Source organism: Erythrobacter sp., assembly GCF_035194505.1.
GTDB lineage: Bacteria > Pseudomonadota > Alphaproteobacteria > Sphingomonadales > Sphingomonadaceae > Erythrobacter.
This window is the reverse complement of sequence record NZ_CP136573.1, coordinates 345,736-366,337: the sequence shown is the minus strand read 5'-3', so window position 1 is coordinate 366,337 and position 20,602 is coordinate 345,736. Positions and strand designations below refer to the sequence as shown.

The 20,602-nt window shown below is 65.8% G+C and carries 19 protein-coding genes and 1 tRNA gene; 4 read left to right on the top strand and 16 right to left on the bottom strand.

Annotated features, from left to right (window positions below; translation table 11 throughout):
- Positions 1 to 121 precede the first annotated feature (121 nt).
- From RSE14_RS01860 to RSE14_RS01840, 5 genes are read right to left on the bottom strand one after another with little or no spacing between them, the layout of a single operon-like run.
- Positions 122 to 1,090 carry a bile acid:sodium symporter family protein gene (locus RSE14_RS01860; protein WP_324075551.1) on the bottom strand — a complete coding sequence of 323 codons (969 nt, stop codon included), beginning with the start codon at positions 1,088 to 1,090 and terminating at the stop codon, positions 122 to 124.
- Between the two features lie 33 nt (positions 1,091 to 1,123).
- The gene (locus RSE14_RS01855; protein WP_324075550.1) at positions 1,124 to 2,599 is read right to left on the bottom strand and encodes a tetratricopeptide repeat protein; all 1,476 of its coding nucleotides are present in this window, start codon (positions 2,597 to 2,599) and stop codon (positions 1,124 to 1,126) included.
- Positions 2,583 to 3,947, bottom strand: coding sequence for a PEP-CTERM-box response regulator transcription factor (gene prsR, locus RSE14_RS01850; RefSeq protein ID WP_324076790.1), 1,365 nt, complete (start codon positions 3,945 to 3,947; stop codon positions 2,583 to 2,585). Before prsR ends, RSE14_RS01855 begins: the two co-directional genes overlap by 17 nt.
- Positions 3,947 to 6,076, bottom strand: a complete 2,130-nt coding sequence (gene prsK, locus RSE14_RS01845) for an XrtA/PEP-CTERM system histidine kinase PrsK (RefSeq protein WP_324075549.1) — start codon at positions 6,074 to 6,076, stop codon at positions 3,947 to 3,949. The genes prsR and prsK overlap by 1 nt, the downstream gene beginning before the upstream one ends.
- The gene (locus RSE14_RS01840; RefSeq protein WP_324075548.1) at positions 6,073 to 7,458 is read right to left on the bottom strand and encodes a TIGR03013 family XrtA/PEP-CTERM system glycosyltransferase; all 1,386 of its coding nucleotides are present in this window, start codon (positions 7,456 to 7,458) and stop codon (positions 6,073 to 6,075) included. The genes prsK and RSE14_RS01840 overlap by 4 nt, the downstream gene beginning before the upstream one ends.
- A 243-nt stretch (positions 7,459 to 7,701) precedes the next feature.
- Here RSE14_RS01840 and RSE14_RS01835 point away from each other — a divergent pair, with 243 nt between their 5' ends.
- Positions 7,702 to 8,127: a nuclear transport factor 2 family protein gene (locus RSE14_RS01835; protein ID WP_324075547.1), complete on the top strand. Its 426-nt coding sequence runs from the start codon at positions 7,702 to 7,704 to the stop codon at positions 8,125 to 8,127.
- A gap of 15 nt (positions 8,128 to 8,142) precedes the next feature.
- Here the strand turns inward: RSE14_RS01835 and RSE14_RS01830 are convergent, their stop codons facing one another.
- The gene (locus RSE14_RS01830; RefSeq protein ID WP_324075546.1) at positions 8,143 to 9,495 is read right to left on the bottom strand and encodes a helix-turn-helix domain-containing protein; all 1,353 of its coding nucleotides are present in this window, start codon (positions 9,493 to 9,495) and stop codon (positions 8,143 to 8,145) included.
- Positions 9,496 to 9,676: 181 nt separating this feature from the next.
- Here RSE14_RS01830 and RSE14_RS01825 point away from each other — a divergent pair, with 181 nt between their 5' ends.
- Positions 9,677 to 11,275, top strand: coding sequence for an isocitrate lyase (locus tag RSE14_RS01825; RefSeq protein ID WP_324075545.1), 1,599 nt, complete (start codon positions 9,677 to 9,679; stop codon positions 11,273 to 11,275).
- Between the two features lie 112 nt (positions 11,276 to 11,387).
- Positions 11,388 to 11,573 carry a hypothetical protein gene (locus tag RSE14_RS01820; RefSeq protein WP_324075544.1) on the top strand — a complete coding sequence of 62 codons (186 nt, stop codon included), beginning with the start codon at positions 11,388 to 11,390 and terminating at the stop codon, positions 11,571 to 11,573.
- A gap of 220 nt (positions 11,574 to 11,793) precedes the next feature.
- On the opposite strand, the gene RSE14_RS01815 is transcribed toward RSE14_RS01820, so the two are convergent.
- The 4 genes from RSE14_RS01815 to efp form a co-directional block, all read right to left on the bottom strand.
- Positions 11,794 to 13,110 carry an amidohydrolase gene (locus RSE14_RS01815; RefSeq protein WP_324075543.1) on the bottom strand — a complete coding sequence of 439 codons (1,317 nt, stop codon included), beginning with the start codon at positions 13,108 to 13,110 and terminating at the stop codon, positions 11,794 to 11,796.
- A 194-nt stretch (positions 13,111 to 13,304) separates the two neighbouring features.
- Positions 13,305 to 13,389: transfer RNA gene (locus tag RSE14_RS01810), tRNA-Leu, on the bottom strand.
- A 229-nt stretch (positions 13,390 to 13,618) separates the two neighbouring features.
- Positions 13,619 to 14,437, bottom strand: a complete 819-nt coding sequence (locus RSE14_RS01805) for an inositol monophosphatase family protein (RefSeq protein WP_324075542.1) — start codon at positions 14,435 to 14,437, stop codon at positions 13,619 to 13,621.
- A gap of 99 nt (positions 14,438 to 14,536) precedes the next feature.
- Positions 14,537 to 15,100: an elongation factor P gene (gene efp, locus RSE14_RS01800; protein ID WP_324075541.1), complete on the bottom strand. Its 564-nt coding sequence runs from the start codon at positions 15,098 to 15,100 to the stop codon at positions 14,537 to 14,539.
- Positions 15,101 to 15,274: 174 nt separating this feature from the next.
- Between efp and RSE14_RS01795 the strand changes: the two genes are divergently transcribed.
- Complete coding sequence (locus RSE14_RS01795) at positions 15,275 to 15,700, top strand: elongation factor P (RefSeq protein WP_324075540.1); 426 nt, start codon at positions 15,275 to 15,277, stop codon at positions 15,698 to 15,700.
- Here RSE14_RS01795 and thiE read toward each other — a convergent pair.
- The 6 genes from thiE to gap all read right to left on the bottom strand — a co-directional run bounded on the left by thiE (position 15,697) and on the right by gap (position 20,592).
- Positions 15,697 to 16,332: a thiamine phosphate synthase gene (gene thiE / locus RSE14_RS01790; RefSeq protein ID WP_324075539.1), complete on the bottom strand. Its 636-nt coding sequence runs from the start codon at positions 16,330 to 16,332 to the stop codon at positions 15,697 to 15,699. The two genes, RSE14_RS01795 and thiE, sit on opposite strands and share 4 nt — an antisense overlap.
- Positions 16,333 to 16,373: 41 nt before the next feature.
- On the bottom strand, positions 16,374 to 17,258 hold the full coding sequence (locus RSE14_RS01785) for a fructose bisphosphate aldolase (RefSeq protein ID WP_324075538.1): 885 nt from the start codon (positions 17,256 to 17,258) through the stop codon (positions 16,374 to 16,376).
- A gap of 112 nt (positions 17,259 to 17,370) precedes the next feature.
- A complete protein-coding gene (locus tag RSE14_RS01780; protein WP_324075537.1) occupies positions 17,371 to 17,823 on the bottom strand; it encodes a PaaI family thioesterase in 453 nt (150 codons plus the stop codon).
- A gap of 2 nt (positions 17,824 to 17,825) precedes the next feature.
- Positions 17,826 to 18,251 carry a YybH family protein gene (locus tag RSE14_RS01775; RefSeq protein WP_324075536.1) on the bottom strand — a complete coding sequence of 142 codons (426 nt, stop codon included), beginning with the start codon at positions 18,249 to 18,251 and terminating at the stop codon, positions 17,826 to 17,828.
- A gap of 1 nt (position 18,252) precedes the next feature.
- Positions 18,253 to 19,458, bottom strand: coding sequence for a phosphoglycerate kinase (locus tag RSE14_RS01770; RefSeq protein WP_324075535.1), 1,206 nt, complete (start codon positions 19,456 to 19,458; stop codon positions 18,253 to 18,255).
- Positions 19,459 to 19,584: 126 nt separating this feature from the next.
- On the bottom strand, positions 19,585 to 20,592 hold the full coding sequence (gene gap / locus RSE14_RS01765) for a type I glyceraldehyde-3-phosphate dehydrogenase (protein ID WP_324075534.1): 1,008 nt from the start codon (positions 20,590 to 20,592) through the stop codon (positions 19,585 to 19,587).
- Between the last annotated feature and the right edge of the window lie 10 nt (positions 20,593 to 20,602).

The following is a 20,602-nucleotide window of genomic DNA, read 5'->3' as shown; positions in this document are numbered from 1 at the left end:
TGACGCCCTGCAAATGGCCCGTTTTCGGGCTTCCGGTGCTCACGGCCAGTAAGGCCGCTGCGCTCCGGGTCCTGAAATCGCACCATTTTCGGCGCGCCATCATCTGAATGTCGTGTGCAGCCTAACCGCGCGCCAGCCGCGCGGCGAGCGGGGCAGCCAGCACCAGCTGGGCAAGGTGATAGAGCAGCAGCGGCGCGATCACGAAGCCTGCGGCTGCGGGCGGAAACAGGATCGCGGCGAGCGGCGCGCCAGTCGCCACGCTCTTCTGTGATCCGGCGAACAGGAAGGTGATGCGGTCCGCGCGTGGCAGGCCGAGCAACCCGCCCAATGTCCATGCCGCCCCCAGCGCCAGCGCCAACAGCAACAGTACCAGCGCCACCAGCACCGCCCAGTCGGCGAGTGCAAACATCCGCGCGAGCCCCTGCTCGACCGCGCCCGAGAACGCGACATAGACCGCCAGCCCGATCACCGACCGGTCGAGCCAGACGATCCGCGCGCGTTGATCCGCGAGCCGGTCGATCACCCATGGCTGCACCGCCTGCCCGATAACGAAGGGCAGCACGAGGATCAGCCCGATGCGCAGCACCGCTTCGGTGCCGATGGTGCCTGCCCCGCCGCCGCCCAGCACCGCGAAGAGCGGCGCGCTGATAAACACCCCGGCGATATTGATCAGCGCCGCGCCGACCACCGCGAGCGCAACGTTGCCATGGGCAAGACTGGTGTAGGAGGTGGCCGACTGGATGGTCGAAGGAAGGCAACCCAGATAGATGAAACCCAGCGCCACCAGCGGCGGCAACACCCCCGTTGCAATGCTGGCAAAGCCCACGCCGGCCAGCGCCATGGCGCCGAAGACGAACAGCATCAGCGGCCCGAAAAAGCGCCAGTTGGCCATGCCCCGCGCGATCTCGCTACGACGGATGCGCATGCCGTTGACGAGGAACAGCAGGAATATCCCGCCATTGGAAATGTGGGTCGCAATCGTCCGCTCCTCGCCGGTCGCGGGCAGCACCAGTGCGAGCGTGGTGGTGATGACCAGCACGGCGATCATCGGATCGGTCAGCAGCGGAAGGCGGCGCAGCAGCATGGCCATGCGCCCTGCCCGCCAACGCAGCGATTGTCGAGCCTAAGGCTTTACGAGCGAGGCAGGGTGGAGATCGGCATGGGCAGCGGCCAGCATTGCAGCCAGATCGCCCTGCCCAAGCTTGCGCGCTGTCTTGCTGCGCAGGGCCAGCACCACCGGATCATGCCCGCCGCCGAGCGCAATCGCGTGATCGAGCAACATCGCCGCGCGCTGCCAATCGCCGCGCTGCGCCAAGGCCTGGGCCAGCGCAGTGAGGCCTGCAACATTTTGCGGCTCGCCAGCGACATGGCGGGCGAGCAAGGTGTCCGCCGCAGCATCGTCGCCCGCCTGCCGATAGGCAAACACCGCCTTGCGGGTCAGCACCCAGGGGCGCCGCACCCTTGCCGCAAGCGCATAGGCCTCGAGCGCAGCGACGGCATTGCCGCCGCCAAGCTGCGTATCGCCAGCCAGCACGGCGATATCGGCCGAAGCCGGAAAGCGGCCGCGCAACGCCTGCGCATCCATCGCAGCCGTGCCCCAGCCCGCTGACGCCGCCGCCTGACGCAGGCCGGCGGTTGGCAAAGGCAGCCCGGGCCGGTCGGCGAGCATAAGCGCCCCATCGGATTGGCGTGCAGCGCGCTCCAGCAAGGGCGCTGCCGCTGCCCGGTCGCCAAGGCGCTCATGGGCACGGGCCAGCAGCGTCAGCAGATAGCGCGAGGCCTCGGGCCTTGCAGCTTCGGGAGCAAAGCGCGTCACCAGTTCCGCTTCGCGCCCGCCCAGCAGCAAGGCGCGGGCCAGCAGATCGCGCAACCGCACATTGGCCGGTTGGCGCTGGCTGAGGGCATCGAGCGTTTCGGCAGCGCTTGCATGGTTGCCCTGATCGAGATCGATCAGCGCTGCCAGCATCAGCGCGGCGGGCACGCCGTCTGTGGCCATGCCGCTGCGCTCCAGCAGGCTGCGCGCCAGCACTGGCTCGCCGCCGCGCTGCGCCAGTACTGCCTGATAATAGAACACGCGGGCGTCATCGGGGGCAATTTCGGCGAGCGCTCGCACGGCAGCAAGCATCTCGCGATGCCGTCCGAGATCGCCGAGCGTCGCGGCATATTCCGCGCGCGCGTCGACATAGCCGGGATCTGCCGCCACCGCGGCCTCGAACCACGGCAGGCTATCTGCCCGTCCGTGCGCATCGCGCACCATCAGCGCACGCATCAGCAGCGCAGGCGCATGGTCGGGGCCGAGCGCCAGCGCCCGGTCCGCAGCCTCGATCGCGGTCAGATGCTCGCCGCCGCGAAAGCGCAGACGGGCAATGCCGACCCAGAGATCGGGATTGTCGGGCTCAAGCTCCCGCGCTTCGTCAAGCAGCCGCCCGGCCTCGGGCAAGGCTCCGCCCGCCATCGCAGCATCGGCATCGCGCACCAGCTTCACGAACTGCGCACCGCCCGACACCGCGCCGTTGCGGCTCGCAGGTTCGCTGCTGCAGCCCGCCAGTGCCAGTGCCAGCGCGAACAGCGCGGTTCTTGCTCTAGGCCTGAAGATCATACTGCTTGATGAGGTCATAAAGCGTCGGACGGCTGATGCCGAGCAGCTTTGCGGTGCTGGAGATATTGCCCTCGCTGCGCGACAAGGCGTGGCGGATCACCCGGCGGTCTGCCGCCTCGCGCGCGGCCTTGAGGTTGAGCACATCGGCGCTTTCCTCGGCGGGTCCGCTAAAATCAAGATCCTCGGCCGCGATCAGCTTGCCATCGGCCATGATCACCGCGCGCTTCACGCGGTTTTCCAGCTCGCGGACATTGCCCGGCCAGTCATGGGCATCGATCGCCGCAAGCGCATCGGGCGCAAAGCCGGTGACGGCCGGGTTCATCTCGGCGGCAAAGCGCTTGAGGAAGGCTTTCGCCAGCAGCACCGGATCGCCGTGCCGCTCGGCAAGGCCGGGGATGCGCACGACGATTTCGGCAAGGCGGTAGAACAGGTCCTCGCGGAACGTGCCGCCCGCGATCATGCTCTCAAGATCCTGATGGGTGGCGCACACGATGCGGGTGTTGACCGCAATCGCGCGCCGCCCTCCGATCCGCTCGATGGTGCGTTCCTGCAGGAAGCGCAGCAGTTTGACCTGAAGCGGCAGCGGAATGTCCCCCACCTCGTCCAGGAACAGCGTGCCGCCATGGGCGCTCTCGATCTTGCCCTCGGTGGTCTTGACCGCACCGGTGAAGGCGCCCTTTTCGTGGCCGAACAGCTCGCTTTCGAGGAGGTTTTCGGGGATCGCGGCGCAATTGATCGCGATGAAGGGACCATCGGCGCGGTCGCTCGCATCGTGGAGCCCCTTGGCGAGCAGTTCCTTGCCCGTCCCGCTCGCGCCCAGCAGCATCACCGAAACGCTGGTCTTGGCCACGCGTTCGATGGTGCGCGCCACCTTCACCATCTCCCTCGCGCCCGTGATGAGGCGGCCGAGCACGGTCTTGTCCGCGCTGGCGCTGGCGACAAGGCGGCGGTTCTCCGCTTCGATCTGGTGGAGATTATAGGCGCGGCGCACGATCAGGCCGAGCGCGTCGATATCGAGCGGCTTCTGGTAGAAATCGTAAGCCCCGCGCTCGATGGCTTTGAGGGTGCTCTCGCGCGCGCCATGGCCGCTTGCCACCACCACCTTGGTATCGGGCTTCAGCGCCATGATCGCATCGAGCACGGCAAAGCCTTCGCTCGTCCCGTCAGGATCAGGTGGCAGGCCGAGATCGAGCGTCACCACAGCCGGCATTTCTGCGCGCAACGCGGCAAGCGCGGAATCGCGGTCGCCGGCAATGATCACCTCGAAATCGTCATAAGCCCACTTGAGCTGCGCCTGCAGGCCCGGATCATCCTCGATCACCAGCAGCGGGGGTTTCTTGTCAGCCATCATGCGGCCTCCGTTGGAGAATTCAGGTCAGCATCCTCGCGCCCGCCCAGTAGGCGCGCGGCATCGGCCAGCGGCAGCACCACGCTGAACCGCGTGCCCAGCCCCTCGCGGCTTTCCACCATCACCCGCCCGCCCATCGCCTTGACGAGCTCGCGCGCCTCGAAGGCGCCGATGCCGAAGCCACCGGACTTGGACGAGACGAAGGGCTTGAACAGGCCGGTGCGCACGAATTCGGGGCACATACCGCATCCGGCATCGATCACCTCGACAGTGCCGTACAGCCCCTCCGCGGTGACATCGAGATAGACCGGGCTATCCGGCTCGCTCGCATCGATGGCGTTCTGCACGAGGTGCACCAGCGTCTGTTCGAGCGCTTCGGGATTGCCGATCACGTGAACGCTGGTCTCGCGCGTCAAGGCGACATTGTGGCCTACGCGGAACCGGTCTGCCACCTGCCGCGCGAGCACGGCAAGATCGATCTTGCGCAGATCATTGACCGGGCTCGAACCATAGCGCCCGAGCCGCGCCAGCAGGGCCGAAAGCTTGTCGGCCGAATTGCGCAAGGTCACCAGCATGTCGGCGCGGAAGGCCGGGTTTTCGGCGTGCTTTTCAGCGTTGGCGGCGAGCAGCGACATCTGGCTCGCAAGGTTCTTGATGTCATGCATCACGAAGGCCATGCGGCGGTTGAAATCGTCGAAGCGGCTCGCGTCCATCAGTGCCTGCTGGCCCGCCTGTTCCGAGAGGTAACTCGCCAGCTGCTGCCCGGCGACGCGCAGGAGATCGAAATCCTCCCAGTCCAGCCGGCGCGGCGTACGCGGGCGGGCGAGCACGATGACGCCGACCAGCCGGTCGAAATGGGCCAGCGGTACCAGCGCCCAGACATCCTCGGCTTCCATCAGCCATTCGGGCAGGCAGGCAATCTCGCCCTGATGCTGGATACCGCTGCGCGCTTCATCGAGCGCGACAACCAGATTGTGCTGTTCGAGCAGGCCCGCCAACTGGTGTTCGCCGGCAATCGCAGGCACCGCGATGGTCGGCCAGTTCCAGCGCGCCGTCAGTTCAAGCTGGGCTTCCTCGTTGGGCATCAGCAAAAGGCCGGCCGGGCTTTCGGTGATGTCCGCGAGCGCTTTGACCGCGCGTTCCTCCAGGCTCGCGCTGCCCGCACCGCCGCGTCCCACTGTGCGGGTGAAGCGCAGCCATTCCTCGCGGTAATCGTAACGGTGTTCGAACAAGTGCTTGCTCGCCGTGACCCGCAGCCATCCGCGCAGCCGCGGCGACGGCAATGCCAGTGCCACGCCGCCAGCGGCCAGGCCGATGAACACCACCTGTGCTGTGCGGGCAAAATCGCCGCCGATCAGCGGCAGGAACTTGGCCACCAGCAGCATCAGCGCCAGATAACCACCCACCAACAGCAAGGAGAGCGTGCGGAAGGTCACCGCGCGCGAGGGCGCGAACTGCACCCGTGGCCCCGCCGGGCTCATTCCCAGCGCGAACAGCACGCTCATCAGGCCGGAGAACACCCCGCGAAGATCGCGCAGCAGCAAGGGATATTCGCCGCCCAGATAGGCAATCGTGGCAAGGTTGAGATCATAGGCGAAGATCCCCGCCAGCGCGATCACCGACCAGCGCATCAGATAGCGCGAACCGCCCGCAGCCCCGGCATAGAGATTGTGCAGCATCAGCAGCACGCCGATCGCCAACAGCATGTCGATCAGCAGACGCACATCAAAGGCTGCCGCCGCCACGATCGGCGGGATATCGCCGCGCAGTTCCAATCCCAGCACCAGCGGCTGGCACAGCTGCACCAGCACCAGCGCGATCATCACCGGGCGGATCGGCCTGAGACTGGCAGCGCGCCCGTCGGCGCTGAACATGCCGTAGATCGCTGCGATGAGGGCAAGGTTGCGCGCCATCAGCGCCAGCGCGGCAGACGCATCCTCAGGCCCCAGCGTCACACCGAAAACACAGGCCGCACAGGCGAGCGCGCTGGCCATCGCCAGCGGCTTGCGATCGGGCCGCGCGGGATCGCCCAGCTGCCACATCCACACCAGCGCCCCGCCCGAAAGCAGCGCGCCCACGGTCCAGACGATGATCACACCGAGCGCCATCTGACCGGACAGCCCGCTCACCGCGCGCCCTCCGGCCACAGGATCACCCGCACCGTCTGGAGCAGGATCACGAAGTCGAGGAAAGGCGTGTAGTTCTTGGCGTAGTAGAGATCATATTCGAGCTTGCGCCGGCTATCTTCGACCGAGGCGCCGTAAGGGTAATTGATCTGCGCCCAGCCGGTGATGCCCGGCTTCACCATGTGGCGCTCGCCGTAGAAGGGGATTCCCTCTTCGAGGCTTTCGACAAAGGCCGGCACTTCCGGACGCGGGCCGACGAAACTCATGTGGCCCTTCAGCACGCTCCAGGCCTGCGGCAGCTCGTCAATCCGCACCTTGCGGATGAATCGCCCGAGGCGGGTCACGCGCGGATCATTCTCCTCGGCCCACTTGGCCCCGTCCTTTTCGGCATCGGTGCGCATCGAGCGCAGCTTGATGAGGGTAAAGGGCTCGCCGTAAAGGCCAACGCGCTGCTGGCGGAAGAAGGCCGGGCCTTTGCTGTCGAGCTTCACGAGGCAAGCGAACAGCGCGATCACCGGCAGGGTAAGCGCCAGCAGAACCGAGCTCGCGGCAATATCGAAGATGCGCTTCACCGCGCTCGAGAACATCCGCGAGCTGGAAAAGCCGTCGGAGAAAATCAGCCAGCTGGGATTGACCGTATCGAGATCGACTCGGCCCGTCTCGCGCTCGATAAAGCTCGAAAAATCATTGACGTGGACGCCCTTGGTCTTGATCCGCAGCAGGTCCTTCAGCGGCAGGGCATTGCGGCGTTCCTGCAAAGCGAGCACCACTTCGGACACGCCGAGGTTCTCGACGAAGCGGCCCAGATCGTGGATCGCCGAACGCGGGATTGCCTCTTCAACCACGCGAGGGTCATCGCTCATCGCGATATAGGCGACGATGGCAAAGCCGGTCTCGGGCTTGTCGCCCAGCTCGCGCAGGCGCTGCGCCCGGTCGCCCGCGCCCAGCACCATCACGCGGCGGCGGAAGGCGGAGGAGCCGAGGAAGGAATTGAGCAGCAGCCGGTCTGCCACCAGCACCAGGATCGCAAGGCCCATGGTGTAAAGCAGGGTCGATCGCCAGAAGAAGTCGCTCGGCACCACAAAGTCGATCACCGCGAGCGCGATGATGCCGAGGCTGATCGCCACCAGTACCCGCGCCCCGGCAAAGCGCAAGGATCGCAGCGCATTGGGACCGTAAACGCCGACCGCGATCATCGCCAGCCAGATCACCATCGCGGTGCCGAACAGCGGAACCCAGCGGGTGCCGAATTGCGCGATATCCATGCCGATCTGCCCGGCGCGCAGCTGCCATGCGAGCTCGCTCGCCAGCACCAGCAAGCCCAGATCGAGCAGGCCGAGCAGCAGCACGGCGTGCGGGATATAGTGCTTGAACAGGCGGATCATTACGGGGCTGGCCTCTTGCGCGTTGGCCTGCCTTCTAGGCCCGAGACCTTAAGTGTCGGTAAACTTTACACCGCCCACGCGACGCCAGCTTTTCCGCCTCTTTCGAGGGTTAATGCGACGATCATTCGCACCGAGTGCGCTATCGGTTATGCAGTCACCGAAACAGCCGTGGGGAAGGAAATTATGCAAGGCAGCAATCGGCGGGAAGCGCTCGGAATAGGGCTTACTCTTACCGCGACACCCGTGGCAGCCCTGAATGGCGATGATGCCGCTTCGGCCGAGGCCGCCTTGTTCTCCTTCCTGCGCAGCTTTGCCGCCTGCGATCTGCCGGCGATGGAAGCCGCCTTCGCGCCCGATGCGACCAGCTTCAACGCGGTGAACGCGGGCACCGGCGATCCCGCGCCCGAGCGGCAAAGCCTCAAGCGCGCGCCGGGAATGCCGGACGGCATGCGCCGGTTAGCACTCACCCTCCCGAAAGAGCGGCCCGGACCGCCGTATCACCGCCCCGATCTGATCAACGATCTGATGGTGCAAGTGGTGGGTGACATCGCGCTGTGCACCTTCCACTTCGACAATCCCGAACGTCTCGGGCGGCGCACGATCATCCTTGTCCGCCGCGCCGGCGGCTGGAAGATCCTCCATCTCCATGCTTCCAACCAGCAACTCTGACCAGAGCCGCGACGATCAGGAACCCGGCCTCAAACGCGGCAGATCGCTGGCCATGCGGGCGGGTGCAGGCGTGAGGCACTCCGCCCGTCCGCAGCGCAGGCACGGCGTGCCGAGCGGCACGGCATCGGCAGGATCGAGCGAGACGCCGCGGGCATAGGCAAGCTCGGCGGCAAAGCGCGCCTCGATCCCCAGCACCACCGCACGGCGCGCCGCGCAGGTCACTCCGTCGCCATCGACCGTGCGGGTGATGGTGAACCAGTGGCGCGGTGTGGCCTCGCCCTCGGCGAAGGTCACGGCCTGGGTCAGCACTGTGCCCGGCCGTTCGAAGGCGCCATAGGGGATCCATGCGGGCCAGCGCGCGCCTTCTAGCGGATAGAGTGCGCCCGATCCCCCCGCGGTAAAGCTTTCGAGCCGTCCGGCGCGGTCGATGGTTGCCATGAAGAACGGCAGGCCCCGCTCCCCCACTCGCCCGAGCGTGGTGAGCCGCTGGGCGGCCTGATCAAAGCTGACCGCAAAGCGGCGTTGCAGCACCGCAAGATCATAACCGGTCTGCTCGCAAGCGCGCAGGAAGCGGCGGTAGGGCAGCAGCAGCGCGCCGGCGAGATAATCGGTGATGTGTTCGCGGAAGATGTGCCTGGCCTCGCCCGAGGGCAGATTGGCGCCCGCGACCAGTGTCTCGATCGCCTCGCGCATCTCCAGCGCCCCGACCTGCCGCGCGATCTGGAACCGCCGTGCCGCACCGGGGAGCATTTCGGAGAGCTGCAACTGGCGGGCGTGAAGATCGAGCCTGTGGACCTGCCCCGGCATCACCTCGGCGGGCAGGATGCGCACTGTCATGCGGTGTTTCTCGCGCAGCCGCTCGCCCAATGCCGCACTGATTTCCCCGCGCGACAGGCGCAGTTCGTCGGCGAGGTCCTCGGCCGCGTGATCGAGATCGGCAAAGTGGTTCTGCCAGCGCTCGATCGCCCGGCGTGCGGCAACTTCGGGGTCTTCGGCTTCGGCCATACCCGTGCCGGCATGATCATAGAGCCGCGCAAAGGCCGCCGCGATCTGCGGGGCCGCGGCAAGGAATTCCTGCACCTCCTCGCGATCAATCCCGAGATCGGCGAAGCGCTTGTCCGCCATGCGCCGCACCAGCCCGTCGAGCCCGCCGATTGCCTCGTCCTCGCGCAGGGAGCGCGGATCGAAGTCGAACCGCTCGATCACCTGCACCAGCACGCGGGCCGAAAGCGGGCGCTGGTTGCGCTCGATCAGGTTGAGATAGGAAGGCGAGATGCCGAGCATCGCGGCCATCGCCGCCTGGGTCAGCCCGTCGCGTTTGCGTAAGCGGCGCAGCGCCGGCCCGGCGAGAAGATTGCTGTCTGCCATGGCTGTGGTTTGTAAATTAATTTACCGATTGACACAAGAATGTTGGAGAATGTCGGTATGGCGACAAGATTTCTTGTAAGTTTTCCTGTCGTGCTGCGCCGCAACACGGCAGAGCGAGCCCATCCGATAGGGCGAGTCTCTCAACCGGCTCGCCGCTCCCCAGGATGGACAGGAGAACGCCATGACCTACCAGAACACCATCGCCCGGATGCGCGACATCGTCACCACGAACGGACCGAGCTGGGCCGCGATCGATCCCGAAAGCGCCGCGCGTATGGCGATCCAGAACCGCTTCGCCACCGGCCTCGACATCGCCAAGTACACCGCCAAGATCATGCGCGCCGACATGTCCGCCTACGATGCCGACACGGCCAACTACACCCAGTCGCTGGGCTGCTGGCACGGCTTCATCGCGCAGCAAAAGCTGATCGCGATCAAGAAGCACTTCGGCACCACCAAGCAGCGTTACCTCTACCTCTCGGGCTGGATGGTCGCCGCGCTGCGCAGCGAGTTCGGCCCCCTGCCCGACCAGTCGATGCACGAGAAGACCTCGGTGCCCGCGCTGATCGAGGAGCTCTACACCTTCCTGAAGCAGGCCGACGCCCGCGAACTGGGCATGATGTTCCGCGCCCTCGACGCCGCCCGCAAGGCCGGTGACGCGGTCGAAGCCAAGCGCCTCGAAAACGCCATCGACAACTACGAAACCCATGTCGTGCCGATCATCGCGGACATCGACGCGGGCTTCGGCAATGCGGAGGCGACCTATCTCCTCGCCAAGAAGATGATCGAAGCCGGTGCCTGCGCGCTCCAGATCGAAAATCAGGTCTCGGACGAAAAGCAGTGCGGCCACCAGGACGGCAAGGTCACCGTGCCGCACGAGGACTTCCTCCAGAAGATCCGCGCCTGCCGCATGGCCTTCCTCGAAATGGGCGTGGATGACGGCGTGATTGTCGCCCGCACCGATTCGCTCGGCGCCGGCCTCACCAAGCAGATCGCCTTCTCGAAGGAGCCCGGCGATCTGGGCGACCAGTACAACAGCTTCCTTGATGCCGAGGAAGTCGATCCCGCCAACATCACCAATGGCCAGGTCTTCATCAGCCGCGACGGCAAGCTGCTTTCCCCCAAGCGCCTGCCCTCGAACCTCTACCAGTTCCGCGCCGGCACGGGCGAGGACCGCGTCGTGCTCGACTGCATCACCTCGCTCCAGAACGGCGCCGACCTGCTGTGGATCGAGACCGAAAAGCCCCATGTCGAGCAGATCGCCGGCATGGTCGACCGGATCCGCGAAGTCGTGCCGAACGCCAAGCTGGTCTACAACAACTCGCCCAGCTTCAACTGGACGCTGAACTTCCGCCAGCAGGTGTTCGACGCCTGGGAAGCGGCGGGCAAGGACGTGTCGGCCTATGATCGCGCGCGTCTGATGAGCGTCGATTATGACGGCACCGCGCTGTCGGACGAGGCTGACGAGAAGATCCGCACCTTCCAGCGCGATGCGGCGGCACGGGCGGGCATCTTCCACCACCTCATCACCCTGCCGACCTACCACACGGCAGCGCTGAGCACCGACAACCTCGCCCGCGAGTATTTCGGCGAGGCGGGCATGCTCGGCTACGTCAAGAACGTGCAGCGCGAGGAAATCCGTCAGGGCATCGCCTGTGTGAAGCACCAGAACATGTCGGGCTCCGACATCGGTGACGATCACAAGGAATACTTCGCCGGTGAAGCGGCCCTCAAGGCAGGCGGCGCGCACAATACCATGAATCAGTTCGAGGCTGCGTAAGCGCTTCTTACAAGGTGGGAGAGAATCCCGGGAGGACCGGACAATCCGGCCTTCCGGGATGCCCCCGAAGGGCCTAAGAGCCTGCGGGTGACATCACCCAGCGGAGAGTGACATGAGCGATACCGATACCCCGAAGACCGAACCCGCCCGCGCCCGTGCGCTGCTCTCGACGGCGGACATGAAGCTGCTGCGCCGCGCGCTGGAAAGCCACGCGCGCGCCACCGAAGACCGCGAGGAGCTGGCGAAAATCAACGCCCTGCACCACCGCCTCGGGACCTACGTTCCCGCTTCGGAATAACCCCTTTTCACAGTTCTCCTGGGGAGGAGAAACGGCCGTCGGAATGCTCCTGAAAAGGCGCGATCCGGCGGCCGTCTTTTTTGGGTCCGCTACATCGCCACTAGAGAGCGAGAACGGTTGCGCAGCAACCGCAAGGCCGACCGGCCGCCCGCAGCGACGCGACCTTCAGGTCGCATGAGCGAGGATTTCGCACGCCGGATGGCGTGCGGACCACAAAAAGCTACTTCTTCAGCAAATCCAGCGTCGCGGAGGTCATGGCTTCGGTCGCGGTGGCGATCACCACCGGGGCGTCCGGCGCCCAGAACGGCGAGTGCAGCGAGGGCAGCTGGGCCTCGCCCTTCTGCGCCTTGTCCCATTCGGCCTTGGCCACGCCGCCGACCCAGAAGATCAGCGATTCCACAGTGGCCTTGTCGGCGCGGTAGAACTGGCTGAAATCCTCGCCGCCCATCACGCTGGGCACTTCGAACACGCGGCCTTCAAAGCGGGTCTTGAGGCCCGTCATCACCCGGTCGGTGAATTCGGGGGTGTTGTAGGTGGCAGGCGTATAGGGATCCTGCACCGTCACGCGCGGCAGCTTGTCCTCGGGCATGCCCGCGGCCAGCGCCTCGCCCTTGGCGATCCGGGCGATCCCGTCGAGCAGCTTCTGGCGCGTCTCGTCCTTGTAGCTGCGCACGGTGATCTGCAGGCGCGCTTCATCGGGGATGATATTGTGCTTCGAGCCCGCCTGGAAACTGCCGACGGTGATCACCGCCGGCTCCAGCGGATCCCGCTCGCGGCTGATCAGCGTCTGCAGGCGGGTGACGATGCTGGAAGCGATGACGATCGGGTCTTTGGTGGTGTGCGGATAGGCTCCGTGCCCGCCGACACCGGGCACCACGACATCGACCGAATCGACATTGGCCAGCGCAAAGCCCTTGGAATAGCCGATGTTCCCGGCCGGAAACTGCGCGGCATCGTGGAAGGCGAGGACATAATCGGGCTTGGGGAAGCGGGTGTAGAGCCCGTCATCCAGCATCGCCTTGGCGCCCTCGCCGATTTCTTCGGCGGGCTGGAGGATCATCACCAGCGTACCCGACCACTGGCTCTTGCGCGCCGCCATCTGCTGGGCGGTGCCGATCCACGCGGTCATGTGGGTATCATGGCCGCAGGCGTGCATCACCCCGGTCTCGATCCCCGTCGCGGGCACGGCGCGGCGCTTGGAGGCGTAGGGCAGCCCGGTCTGTTCGATCACCGGCAACCCGTCCATGTCGGCGCGCAGCATCACCACCGGGCCGGGGCCGTTCTTCATCACCGCGACCACGCCGGTCTTGCCGACGCCTTCGGTCACTTCAAAGCCCAGCGCACGGGCGCGGGCAGCGAGTTTCTTCGCGGTCTCGACCTCCTGGAAGGAGAGCTCGGGATTGGCGTGGAGATCCTGATAGAGCGTCACCAGCGCGGGCATGTCAGCCGCCACGGCCGCACGCAGATCATCGGCCTTGGCAGGCACTGCGCCCAGCGCCAGCACGCTGGCTGCGGCGAGAAGAAGTTGGTTGCGCATCGGCTGAGTCTCCCTGTTACGGGGGCGACAATGGCACACAGTGCGGCCCGATGAAACGTGGCTTTGCGCAGACCCCCCGCCCCGCCTCCCCGCCCGGCCACCATAACATAGTGGTACTATTGGTGGCCGGGTTGGGCCAAAGAACTAAGAGGCGGGGCGGGAGGTCTGCATCGCGCGTCAGCGCGACACGAAAGTGGTGCCCCTGGCCAGACTCGAACTGGCACATCTTTCGATAACCGATTTTGAGTCGGTCGCGTCTACCAATTCCACCACAGGGGCCCTGCGCGGATGCATCGCGCTGTTAGCGGGGCGCATCCGTGCTGGCAAGCAACCCGCGCTTTTGCCCCCAAAACCGGCCAAATGTTTCACGTGAAACATCCGCCCGCAGGTGCCAACTGGGGGTCATCAGGGGGTCAACTCGGGATCAAATCGATCCTGGAAGGCAGCGCCTGCCCCCCAAATTTTCCAACAAACCCCGAAAATCGCCCCAAAACCGGCAAAAAGCGCCTTAACGCAGCGCCCCTGCCAGCAGCTTGTGCAGCTTGGAATGCAGCGCGTCATTCGCCGCCAGAACCTGCTGAGAATGGATCGGCGAGGAGCGCCCGCGGAAGTCGGAAACGAACCCACCCGCCTCGCGCACCAGCAGGCAGCCTGCCGCCGTGTCCCAATCGGACAGCCCGCTTTCCCAGAACCCGTCGAAGCGACCCTGCGCCACATAGGCCAGATCAAGCGAAGCCGCGCCAAAGCGGCGGACGCCTGCAACCTCGGGGCCGATCGCGCCGAAAATCCGGCTCCATTCGGCAAAGTCACCGTGGCCGAAGAAGGGAATGCCGGTCGCCACCAATGCGTCCGACAGGCGCGAGCGGGCCGAGACGCGCAGGCGCGCATCATGCAGCCACGCCCCGCGCGACTTTTCCGCCCAGAAGGTCTGATCGGTGACCGGCTGGTAGACCACGCCCGCGACCACATCGCCCCAGCCGCTGCCATCGGGCTTGGGCTCCTGCGCGGCGATGGAAATGGCGAAGTGCGGGATGCCGTGCAGGAAGTTGCTGGTGCCGTCGAGCGGATCGACGATCCAGCGCGGCATGCCGGGATCACCCTCGATCACACCGGCCTCTTCCATCACGAAACCCCAGCCCGGGCGCGCCGCGAGCAGTTCGTCATAGAGCGTGCGCTCGGAGCGCATATCCGCCTTGCTGACGAAATCGGCCGGGCCCTTGCGTGAGACCTGCAAATGTTCGACTTCGCCGAAATCGCGGCGCAGGCGGCCGCCCGCCTTGCGCGCGGCGCGCTCCATGACGCGAATGAGGCCGGAAATGGCTGCCATCTTGAACTCTCTGCCGTTCGCCTCGAGCACAGTCGAGAGGCGGGGATTACGGCGCTATGGTGTCTCGACTTCGCTCGACACGAACGGGGGCTTTCGGACTCAGCCGGCCTTGCCGACGTAGGCTTGCTCGTAGACATCGACGATGATGCGCGTGCCGCTGCCGATGTGCGGCGGCACCATGATGCGCACGCCGTTATCGAGGATCGCGGGCTTGTAGCTCGACGAGGCGGTCTGCCCCTTCACCACCGCGTCCGCTTCAACGATTGTGGCTTCAACCTGCGCGGGCAGTTCGACCGAGATAGGCTTTTCGTCCCACAGTTCGAGGTTCACCTGCATCCCGTCCTGAAGGAACGGGCGGGCATCACCGAGCAGGTCGCCCGGCAGCGTGATCTGCTCGTAGGTGTCGTTGTCCATGAAGACGAGGTCATCGCCCTCGGCATAGAGGAACTGGAATTCCTTCGTATCGAGGCGCACGCGTTCGACCGTGTCGGCGCTGCGGAAGCGCACGTTGGTCTTGCGGCCATCCTGCAGGTTCTTCATTTCGACCTGCATATAGGCCCCGCCCTTGCCGGGCTGGGTGTGCTGGATCTTGGCGACTTTCCAGATGCCTTTTTCATACTCAAGGATATTGCCGGGGCGAATATCGACGCCGCTGATCTTCATGGGGCTGATGGCCTTCTTCAGGTGATGACAAAGAGCAAGGGACGCGCCGGCAAGGGCCACGCGAGCCGCAAATGATGCGCGCCGATAGCCGATCACTGCCGACACGGCAAGCGCGGGCAAGTCGCGATGCGAAAGGCTTGGCAGGCAAGCCCTGCCCCTGTTAGGGCACACCCCATGCGAACCCGCACCATCATCATCCTCACGATCTTTGCCGCAGCGATTGCCGCCTTCGGATCGGGCTATGCCGATGCGCAGGACCGCAAGGATGCCGTCCCCGGTGCCCGCCCGCTGGCGGCGGCGGACGGAGGGATGCTGGCAACGCTCCAGCGCGGCGAGTGGGAATGTGCCCTGCCCGGCGATGCAGGGGGCGAGGCCTATGTGGTGGTGCCCGAAGAAGGCTTCCGCATCGGCAATGCGTCAAGCTATCGCAACGCGGAGGGGCGGGGCATCTATCTGCTGCGCGGCAACAGCCTCGTCTTTACCCGCGGCCCCAAGCAGAACGAGCGCTACACCGTGCTGGGCGAGAACACCCTGCGCAAGCTCGCCGCGGACGGCAGCGACAGCAAGCTGATCTGCACAAGGCTCGGCAACGCGCGTTAACGTGCGGCTTCGATAGCCTTCGCGAAAGCTTCAATCGCGGCGACTTCATCCCCGCCCCACACCGCGCCTGACACGGCGAGGAAATCCGCACCTGCTGCAACCAGCGGCGCGCAGTTATCGGGCGTGATGCCGCCGATGGCGACGCAGGGGATTTCGAAGATCTGGCTCCACCATGTGAGCAGTTCGGGCTCGGGCACCTCGGCGTCCGGCCCCTTATCCTTGGTGGTCGAGGGATAGAAGGCACCGAAGGCGACATAGTCCGCGCCTGCCTCGCCCGCTTCCATCGCCATGTGGCGGCTGGCGTGGCAGGTGACGCCGATCTGCGCCTCGCGCCCCAATTCCTCGCGCGCCTCGCGCGGCGCGCCGTCGCCCTGCCCCAGATGCACCCCGTCGGCCTTCAACCGCTTGGCCAGCGCGACCGAATCATTGACGATGAAGGCGACGTCTTGCGCGGCGCAGATCGCCTGAAGCGGCGCGGCGAGCGCGGCGGCGCTGTGCTGGTCGACACCCTTCACGCGGAACTGGAAGGCGGTCACCAGCCCCTTGCCCGCCGCCAGAGCGCGTTCGAGCCGCTGCGGAAAGTCCCCGCCAACCTCGAGCGGGGAGATGAGATAGAGCTGCGTATCGGTCATGACAGGGCGCGCTAGAGCCTTGCGGGCCGCCTGTCACGCCTTCACACGCTGGCGCTGGCGATCTGGTCGATCGCCTGACCGAGGACGGTGTTGAACTCCTCGTCCGACTGGCCCTTGCGCAGGTCCTGCAAGAGGCCGCGGCTGAAGCTGGCGATCATGCCCGGGTTCTGGGCGAGGCGCGAACAGGCATCATCGGTCGAAAACCCGCCCGAGAGCGCGACGACGCGCAGCACCCTGGGGTGGTTCACCAGCGGGGTGTAGAGGCCGGTGGTGGCGGGGATCGAGAGCTTGAGCATCACCTGCTGGCCCTCCGGCAGGGCATCGAGATGCCTGGTGATCTCGGCGAGCAGGATCGCCTCACCCGCCACGCGGTCTTCCGAGGTGATGTCGTACTCGGGCTCGATGATCGGCATCAGACCGGCAGCGATGATCTGCGCGCCCACTTCGAACTGCTGGGCGACAACGGCGGCGATACCGGCGGGATTGGCCGACTTGATCACCGAGCGCATCTTGGTGCCGAACATGCCCGCCGCCACCGACTTTTCAAGCAGCGCCGCCAGCTTCACCATCGGCTTCATCAACTGCACGCCGTCGGCTTCATCGGCGAGGCCTTCATCGACCTTGATGAAGGGCACGACCCCGCGCGCCTTCAGCGCATCGCCGGTGGTCTTGCCGTCAACCATGCCGTCCATGGTCTTTTCGAACAGGATCGCGCCGATCACCTTGCCGCTGCCGAAACAGGGCGAGGTGATGACCCGCGCGCGCATCGCGTGGATCTGGGCGAACATCTCGTCATCGCCCGACCACTCGTGATCCTCCACCCCGTAACCGCGCAGAGCCTTGGGGGTCGAGCCGCCCGACTGGTCCAGCGCCGCGATGAACCCCTGTCCGGTGGCGATGCGGGTCGTCATGTCGAGGGTGTTCATGGTGGCCTGTCTCCGTTGGCGAGAGGTGTGTCTGGCGGGTTATGCATAGGTATGCACAAACTACTCGGAGCGGCCCTTAGCGAGGCCGCACGCGTGCTGCAACCGCGAAGGATTATCTCTTGGACAGGCGGCGGATAATGCCGGTGAAGCTCAGCGCCGGTTGCCCGTCACCCGTCACCAGCCCGCGCACGAAGATCGTCTTGCCCCCGCCGCGCGTCACCTCGCCGCGCGCCTCGACCAGCGCGCCCTGCTGCACCGAGCCGAGGAAATCGCCCGAAAGATTCAATGTCACCGCGTGATCGCCATCAAGCACATCGGTGGCGATCGCGAACAGCGCGAAATCGGCGAAGGTCAGCATGCAGCCGCCATGCATGAAGCCGCCGCCGTTCATGTGGCGCGCCTCTGCGCGGAAGGCGCTCACGTAGGAGCCGTCATCCTCGCGGCGGTAATAGAAGGGGCCGGAGCGCGTCTCGAAGGGATCGCCGTTCCAGAACCGCCATCCGGCAAATTCGCCCTCCTCCATCACGCTGAGGAGCCCGTAGGAGGTTTCGACCGCTTCGCTCATGCCTATTTCCACAATTGCAGCTTGGCGACCGAGGCCGCGAGGGTTTCGGCGGGATCGAGCCGTGCGATGCTGCGCTCGGCCAGTTTCCACCCGCCGATGGTACCCTTGCGCCACAGGGCGGTGACAAGGAACGGCCCCGTCCAGCCCTTGAGCCCCAGGCCCAGCTCCAGCTCGGCTCCGGCGACGAACCACGCGGTCTTGCCGTGACGACGCACGAAAACCTCGCGATAGTTGAACTTGGTGCAGGAAAAGCCGCGCTCGGCCCCGGCCAGAAAGCTCGGCCGGTCCAGCAGCTGCGGCGGCATGGTGCCCACCATCGCCATGAAATCGCGGGCGAGGAGCTTCTTCAGCTCCTTGGCATCGCCTGCCACCCAGGCGCGCATGAAGCGCAGCTCCAGCGCCTCGATCTCGGCTTCGACCAGCGCCATCTCAGCCCTCGAGCGCGGCGACGCCCGGCAGCACGCGGCCTTCCATCCATTCGAGGAAGGCGCCGCCCGCTGTCGAGATATAGGTGAAGTCCGACTCCACGCCCGCCGCCGCCAGCGCTGCGACCGTGTCGCCCCCGCCCGCCACGCTGATGAGCGAGCCTTCGAGCGTCAGCGCAGCCGCCGTGCGTGCCAGCGCAACCGTGGCGGCATCGAAAGGCTCGGTCTCGAAGGCGCCCAGCGGCCCGTTCCACACCAGCGTGCGGCAGGTCTTGAGCACGTCCGCCAGGGCTTCCACAGCCTGCGGGCCGACATCGAGGATCATCTCGTCAGCGGCGACCTCGTGGACGTTGCAGACGCGCAAGGACGGGGGATTGGCGGCAAATTCCTTGGCCACCACCACATCGTAAGGCAGGTGGACGGTGCAGCCGGCGTGATCGGCCTCGTCCATGATCCGCGCCACAGTGGAGGCAAGGTCATGCTCGCACAGGCTCTTGCCCACATCCACACCGCGCGCGGCGAGGAAGGTGTTGGCCATGCCGCCGCCGATAATCAGGTGCTGGACCTTGCCCACGAGGTTTTCGAGCACGGCCAGCTTGGTCGAGACCTTGGCCCCGCCGACGACCGCCGCAACCGGCTGCTGCGGCGTGCCGAGGGCGGCGTCCAATGCCTTCAATTCGGCTTCCATCGATCGGCCCGCATAGGCCGGCAGGACGTGGGCCAGCCCCTCGGTGGTGGCATGGGCGCGGTGCGCGGCGGAGAAGGCATCGTTGACGTAGATCGTGCCATGCGCGGCAATCGCGGCAGCGAGCGCCGGATCATTGGCTTCCTCGCCCGGCCAGAAGCGGGTGTTGTCGAGCAGGCCGATATCACCGGGGCGCAGGATATCGCCTACCGCCTGTTCGACCACCGGCCCGGCGATCTCGGGAATGAACATGATCTCGCGCCCCAGCACCGTCTCGACATCGCCGATCACCATGCTGGTGGAGAGCGTCGAAGAGCGCTGGCCGCCCGGCCGTCCGAAATGGGCCAGCAGCAGCACCTTGGCGCCCTTGTCGGCGAGTTCGATGATCGTGGGCTTCACCGCCTCCACACGGGTGACGTCGGTGGCCGAGCCATCCTTCATCGGCAGGTTGAGATCGACGCGCACCAGCGCGACTTGGCCGGTCAGATCGGCGGGCAGATCATCGAGGGTCTTGAACTTGGGCACAACCAACTCCGTTCGGTTCGAGCCCTTCGGCAGGCTCAGGATGAACTGCCGACTTCGCCGTCAGCCGAGAACCGTTCGTGCCGAGTTGTGTCTCGACGTCGCTCGACACGAACGGAAGTATGGGTGTTAGAGGAACTTCGCCACCACGCCTGCGGTGTCGATCATGCGGTTCGAGAAGCCCCACTCATTGTCGTACCAGCTGACGACGCGGGCAAGCTTGCCTTCCATCACGCTGGTTTCGAGGCTGTCGACCGTCGAGGAGGCCGGATAGTGGTTGAAGTCCGAGGAGACGAGCGGCTGATCGGTGAAATCGAGCACGCCCTTCATCGGGCCTTCAGCTGCGGCCTTGAGCGCAGCGTTGATCTCTTCCGCCGAGGTATCGCGGCTCGGCACAAACACCAGATCAACCATCGACACGTTGGGGGTCGGCACGCGCACGGACGAGCCGTCGAGCTTGCCCTTCAGTTCCGGCAGCACCAGGCCCACAGCGCGCGCGGCGCCGGTGGTGGTGGGGATCATGTTCTGCGCGCCAGCACGGGCACGGCGCAGATCGGAATGGATCTGGTCGAGCATGCGCTGATCATTGGTGTAGGAGTGGATCGTGGTCATGAAGCCGCGCTCGATCCCGATCACGTCGTTCAGCACCTTGGCCACCGGCGCGAGGCAATTGGTGGTGCAGCTGGCGTTGGAGATGATCACGTCATCGGCGGTCAGCGTTTCGTGGTTCACGCCATAGACGATGGTCTTGGAAACGCCGGTCGCGGGTGCGGAGATGATGACGCGCTTGGCCCCGGCAGCGAGATGCGGGCGGCTCGCCTCGTCCGATTGGAAGAAGCCGGTGCATTCGAGCACGATGTCGACGCCCATGGCGGCGTGCGGCAGGTTGGCGGGGTCACGCTCCTTGGTCACCGCGATGCGCTTGCCATTGACGATGATCGCATCGCCATCGGCGGTCACTTCGCCGCCGAAACGGCCGTGGACCGTATCGAAGGCGAACAGCAACGCGTTGGACTTGGCATCGGCCAGATCGTTGATCGCGACCAGATCGAGATCATGGTCAGTGCGTTCGAGGATCGCGCGCGCGACGAGACGGCCGATGCGGCCGAAGCCGTTGATGGCAACCTTGGTGGCCATGGGATATTCT

Bases quoted from the DNA above. Each gene is read 5' to 3' on its own strand.
- RSE14_RS01860 (WP_324075551.1), bottom strand. From the start codon at position 1,090: ATGGCCATGCTGCTGCGCCGCCTTCCGCTGCTGACCGATCCGATGATC.
- RSE14_RS01855 (WP_324075550.1), bottom strand. From the start codon at position 2,599: ATGATCTTCAGGCCTAGAGCAAGAACCGCGCTGTTCGCGCTGGCACTG.
- prsR (WP_324076790.1), bottom strand. From the start codon at position 3,947: ATGGCTGACAAGAAACCCCCGCTGCTGGTGATCGAGGATGATCCGGGC.
- RSE14_RS01840 (WP_324075548.1), bottom strand. From the start codon at position 7,458: ATGATCCGCCTGTTCAAGCACTATATCCCGCACGCCGTGCTGCTGCTC.
- RSE14_RS01830 (WP_324075546.1), bottom strand. From the start codon at position 9,495: ATGGCAGACAGCAATCTTCTCGCCGGGCCGGCGCTGCGCCGCTTACGC.
- RSE14_RS01825 (WP_324075545.1), top strand. From the start codon at position 9,677: ATGACCTACCAGAACACCATCGCCCGGATGCGCGACATCGTCACCACG.
- RSE14_RS01820 (WP_324075544.1), top strand. From the start codon at position 11,388: ATGAGCGATACCGATACCCCGAAGACCGAACCCGCCCGCGCCCGTGCG.
- RSE14_RS01815 (WP_324075543.1), bottom strand. From the start codon at position 13,110: ATGCGCAACCAACTTCTTCTCGCCGCAGCCAGCGTGCTGGCGCTGGGC.
- RSE14_RS01805 (WP_324075542.1), bottom strand. From the start codon at position 14,437: ATGGCAGCCATTTCCGGCCTCATTCGCGTCATGGAGCGCGCCGCGCGC.
- efp (WP_324075541.1), bottom strand. From the start codon at position 15,100: ATGAAGATCAGCGGCGTCGATATTCGCCCCGGCAATATCCTTGAGTAT.
- RSE14_RS01795 (WP_324075540.1), top strand. From the start codon at position 15,275: ATGCGAACCCGCACCATCATCATCCTCACGATCTTTGCCGCAGCGATT.
- thiE (WP_324075539.1), bottom strand. From the start codon at position 16,332: ATGACCGATACGCAGCTCTATCTCATCTCCCCGCTCGAGGTTGGCGGG.
- RSE14_RS01785 (WP_324075538.1), bottom strand. From the start codon at position 17,258: ATGAACACCCTCGACATGACGACCCGCATCGCCACCGGACAGGGGTTC.
- RSE14_RS01780 (WP_324075537.1), bottom strand. From the start codon at position 17,823: ATGAGCGAAGCGGTCGAAACCTCCTACGGGCTCCTCAGCGTGATGGAG.
- RSE14_RS01775 (WP_324075536.1), bottom strand. From the start codon at position 18,251: ATGGCGCTGGTCGAAGCCGAGATCGAGGCGCTGGAGCTGCGCTTCATG.
- gap (WP_324075534.1), bottom strand. From the start codon at position 20,592: ATGGCCACCAAGGTTGCCATCAACGGCTTCGGCCGCATCGGCCGTCTC.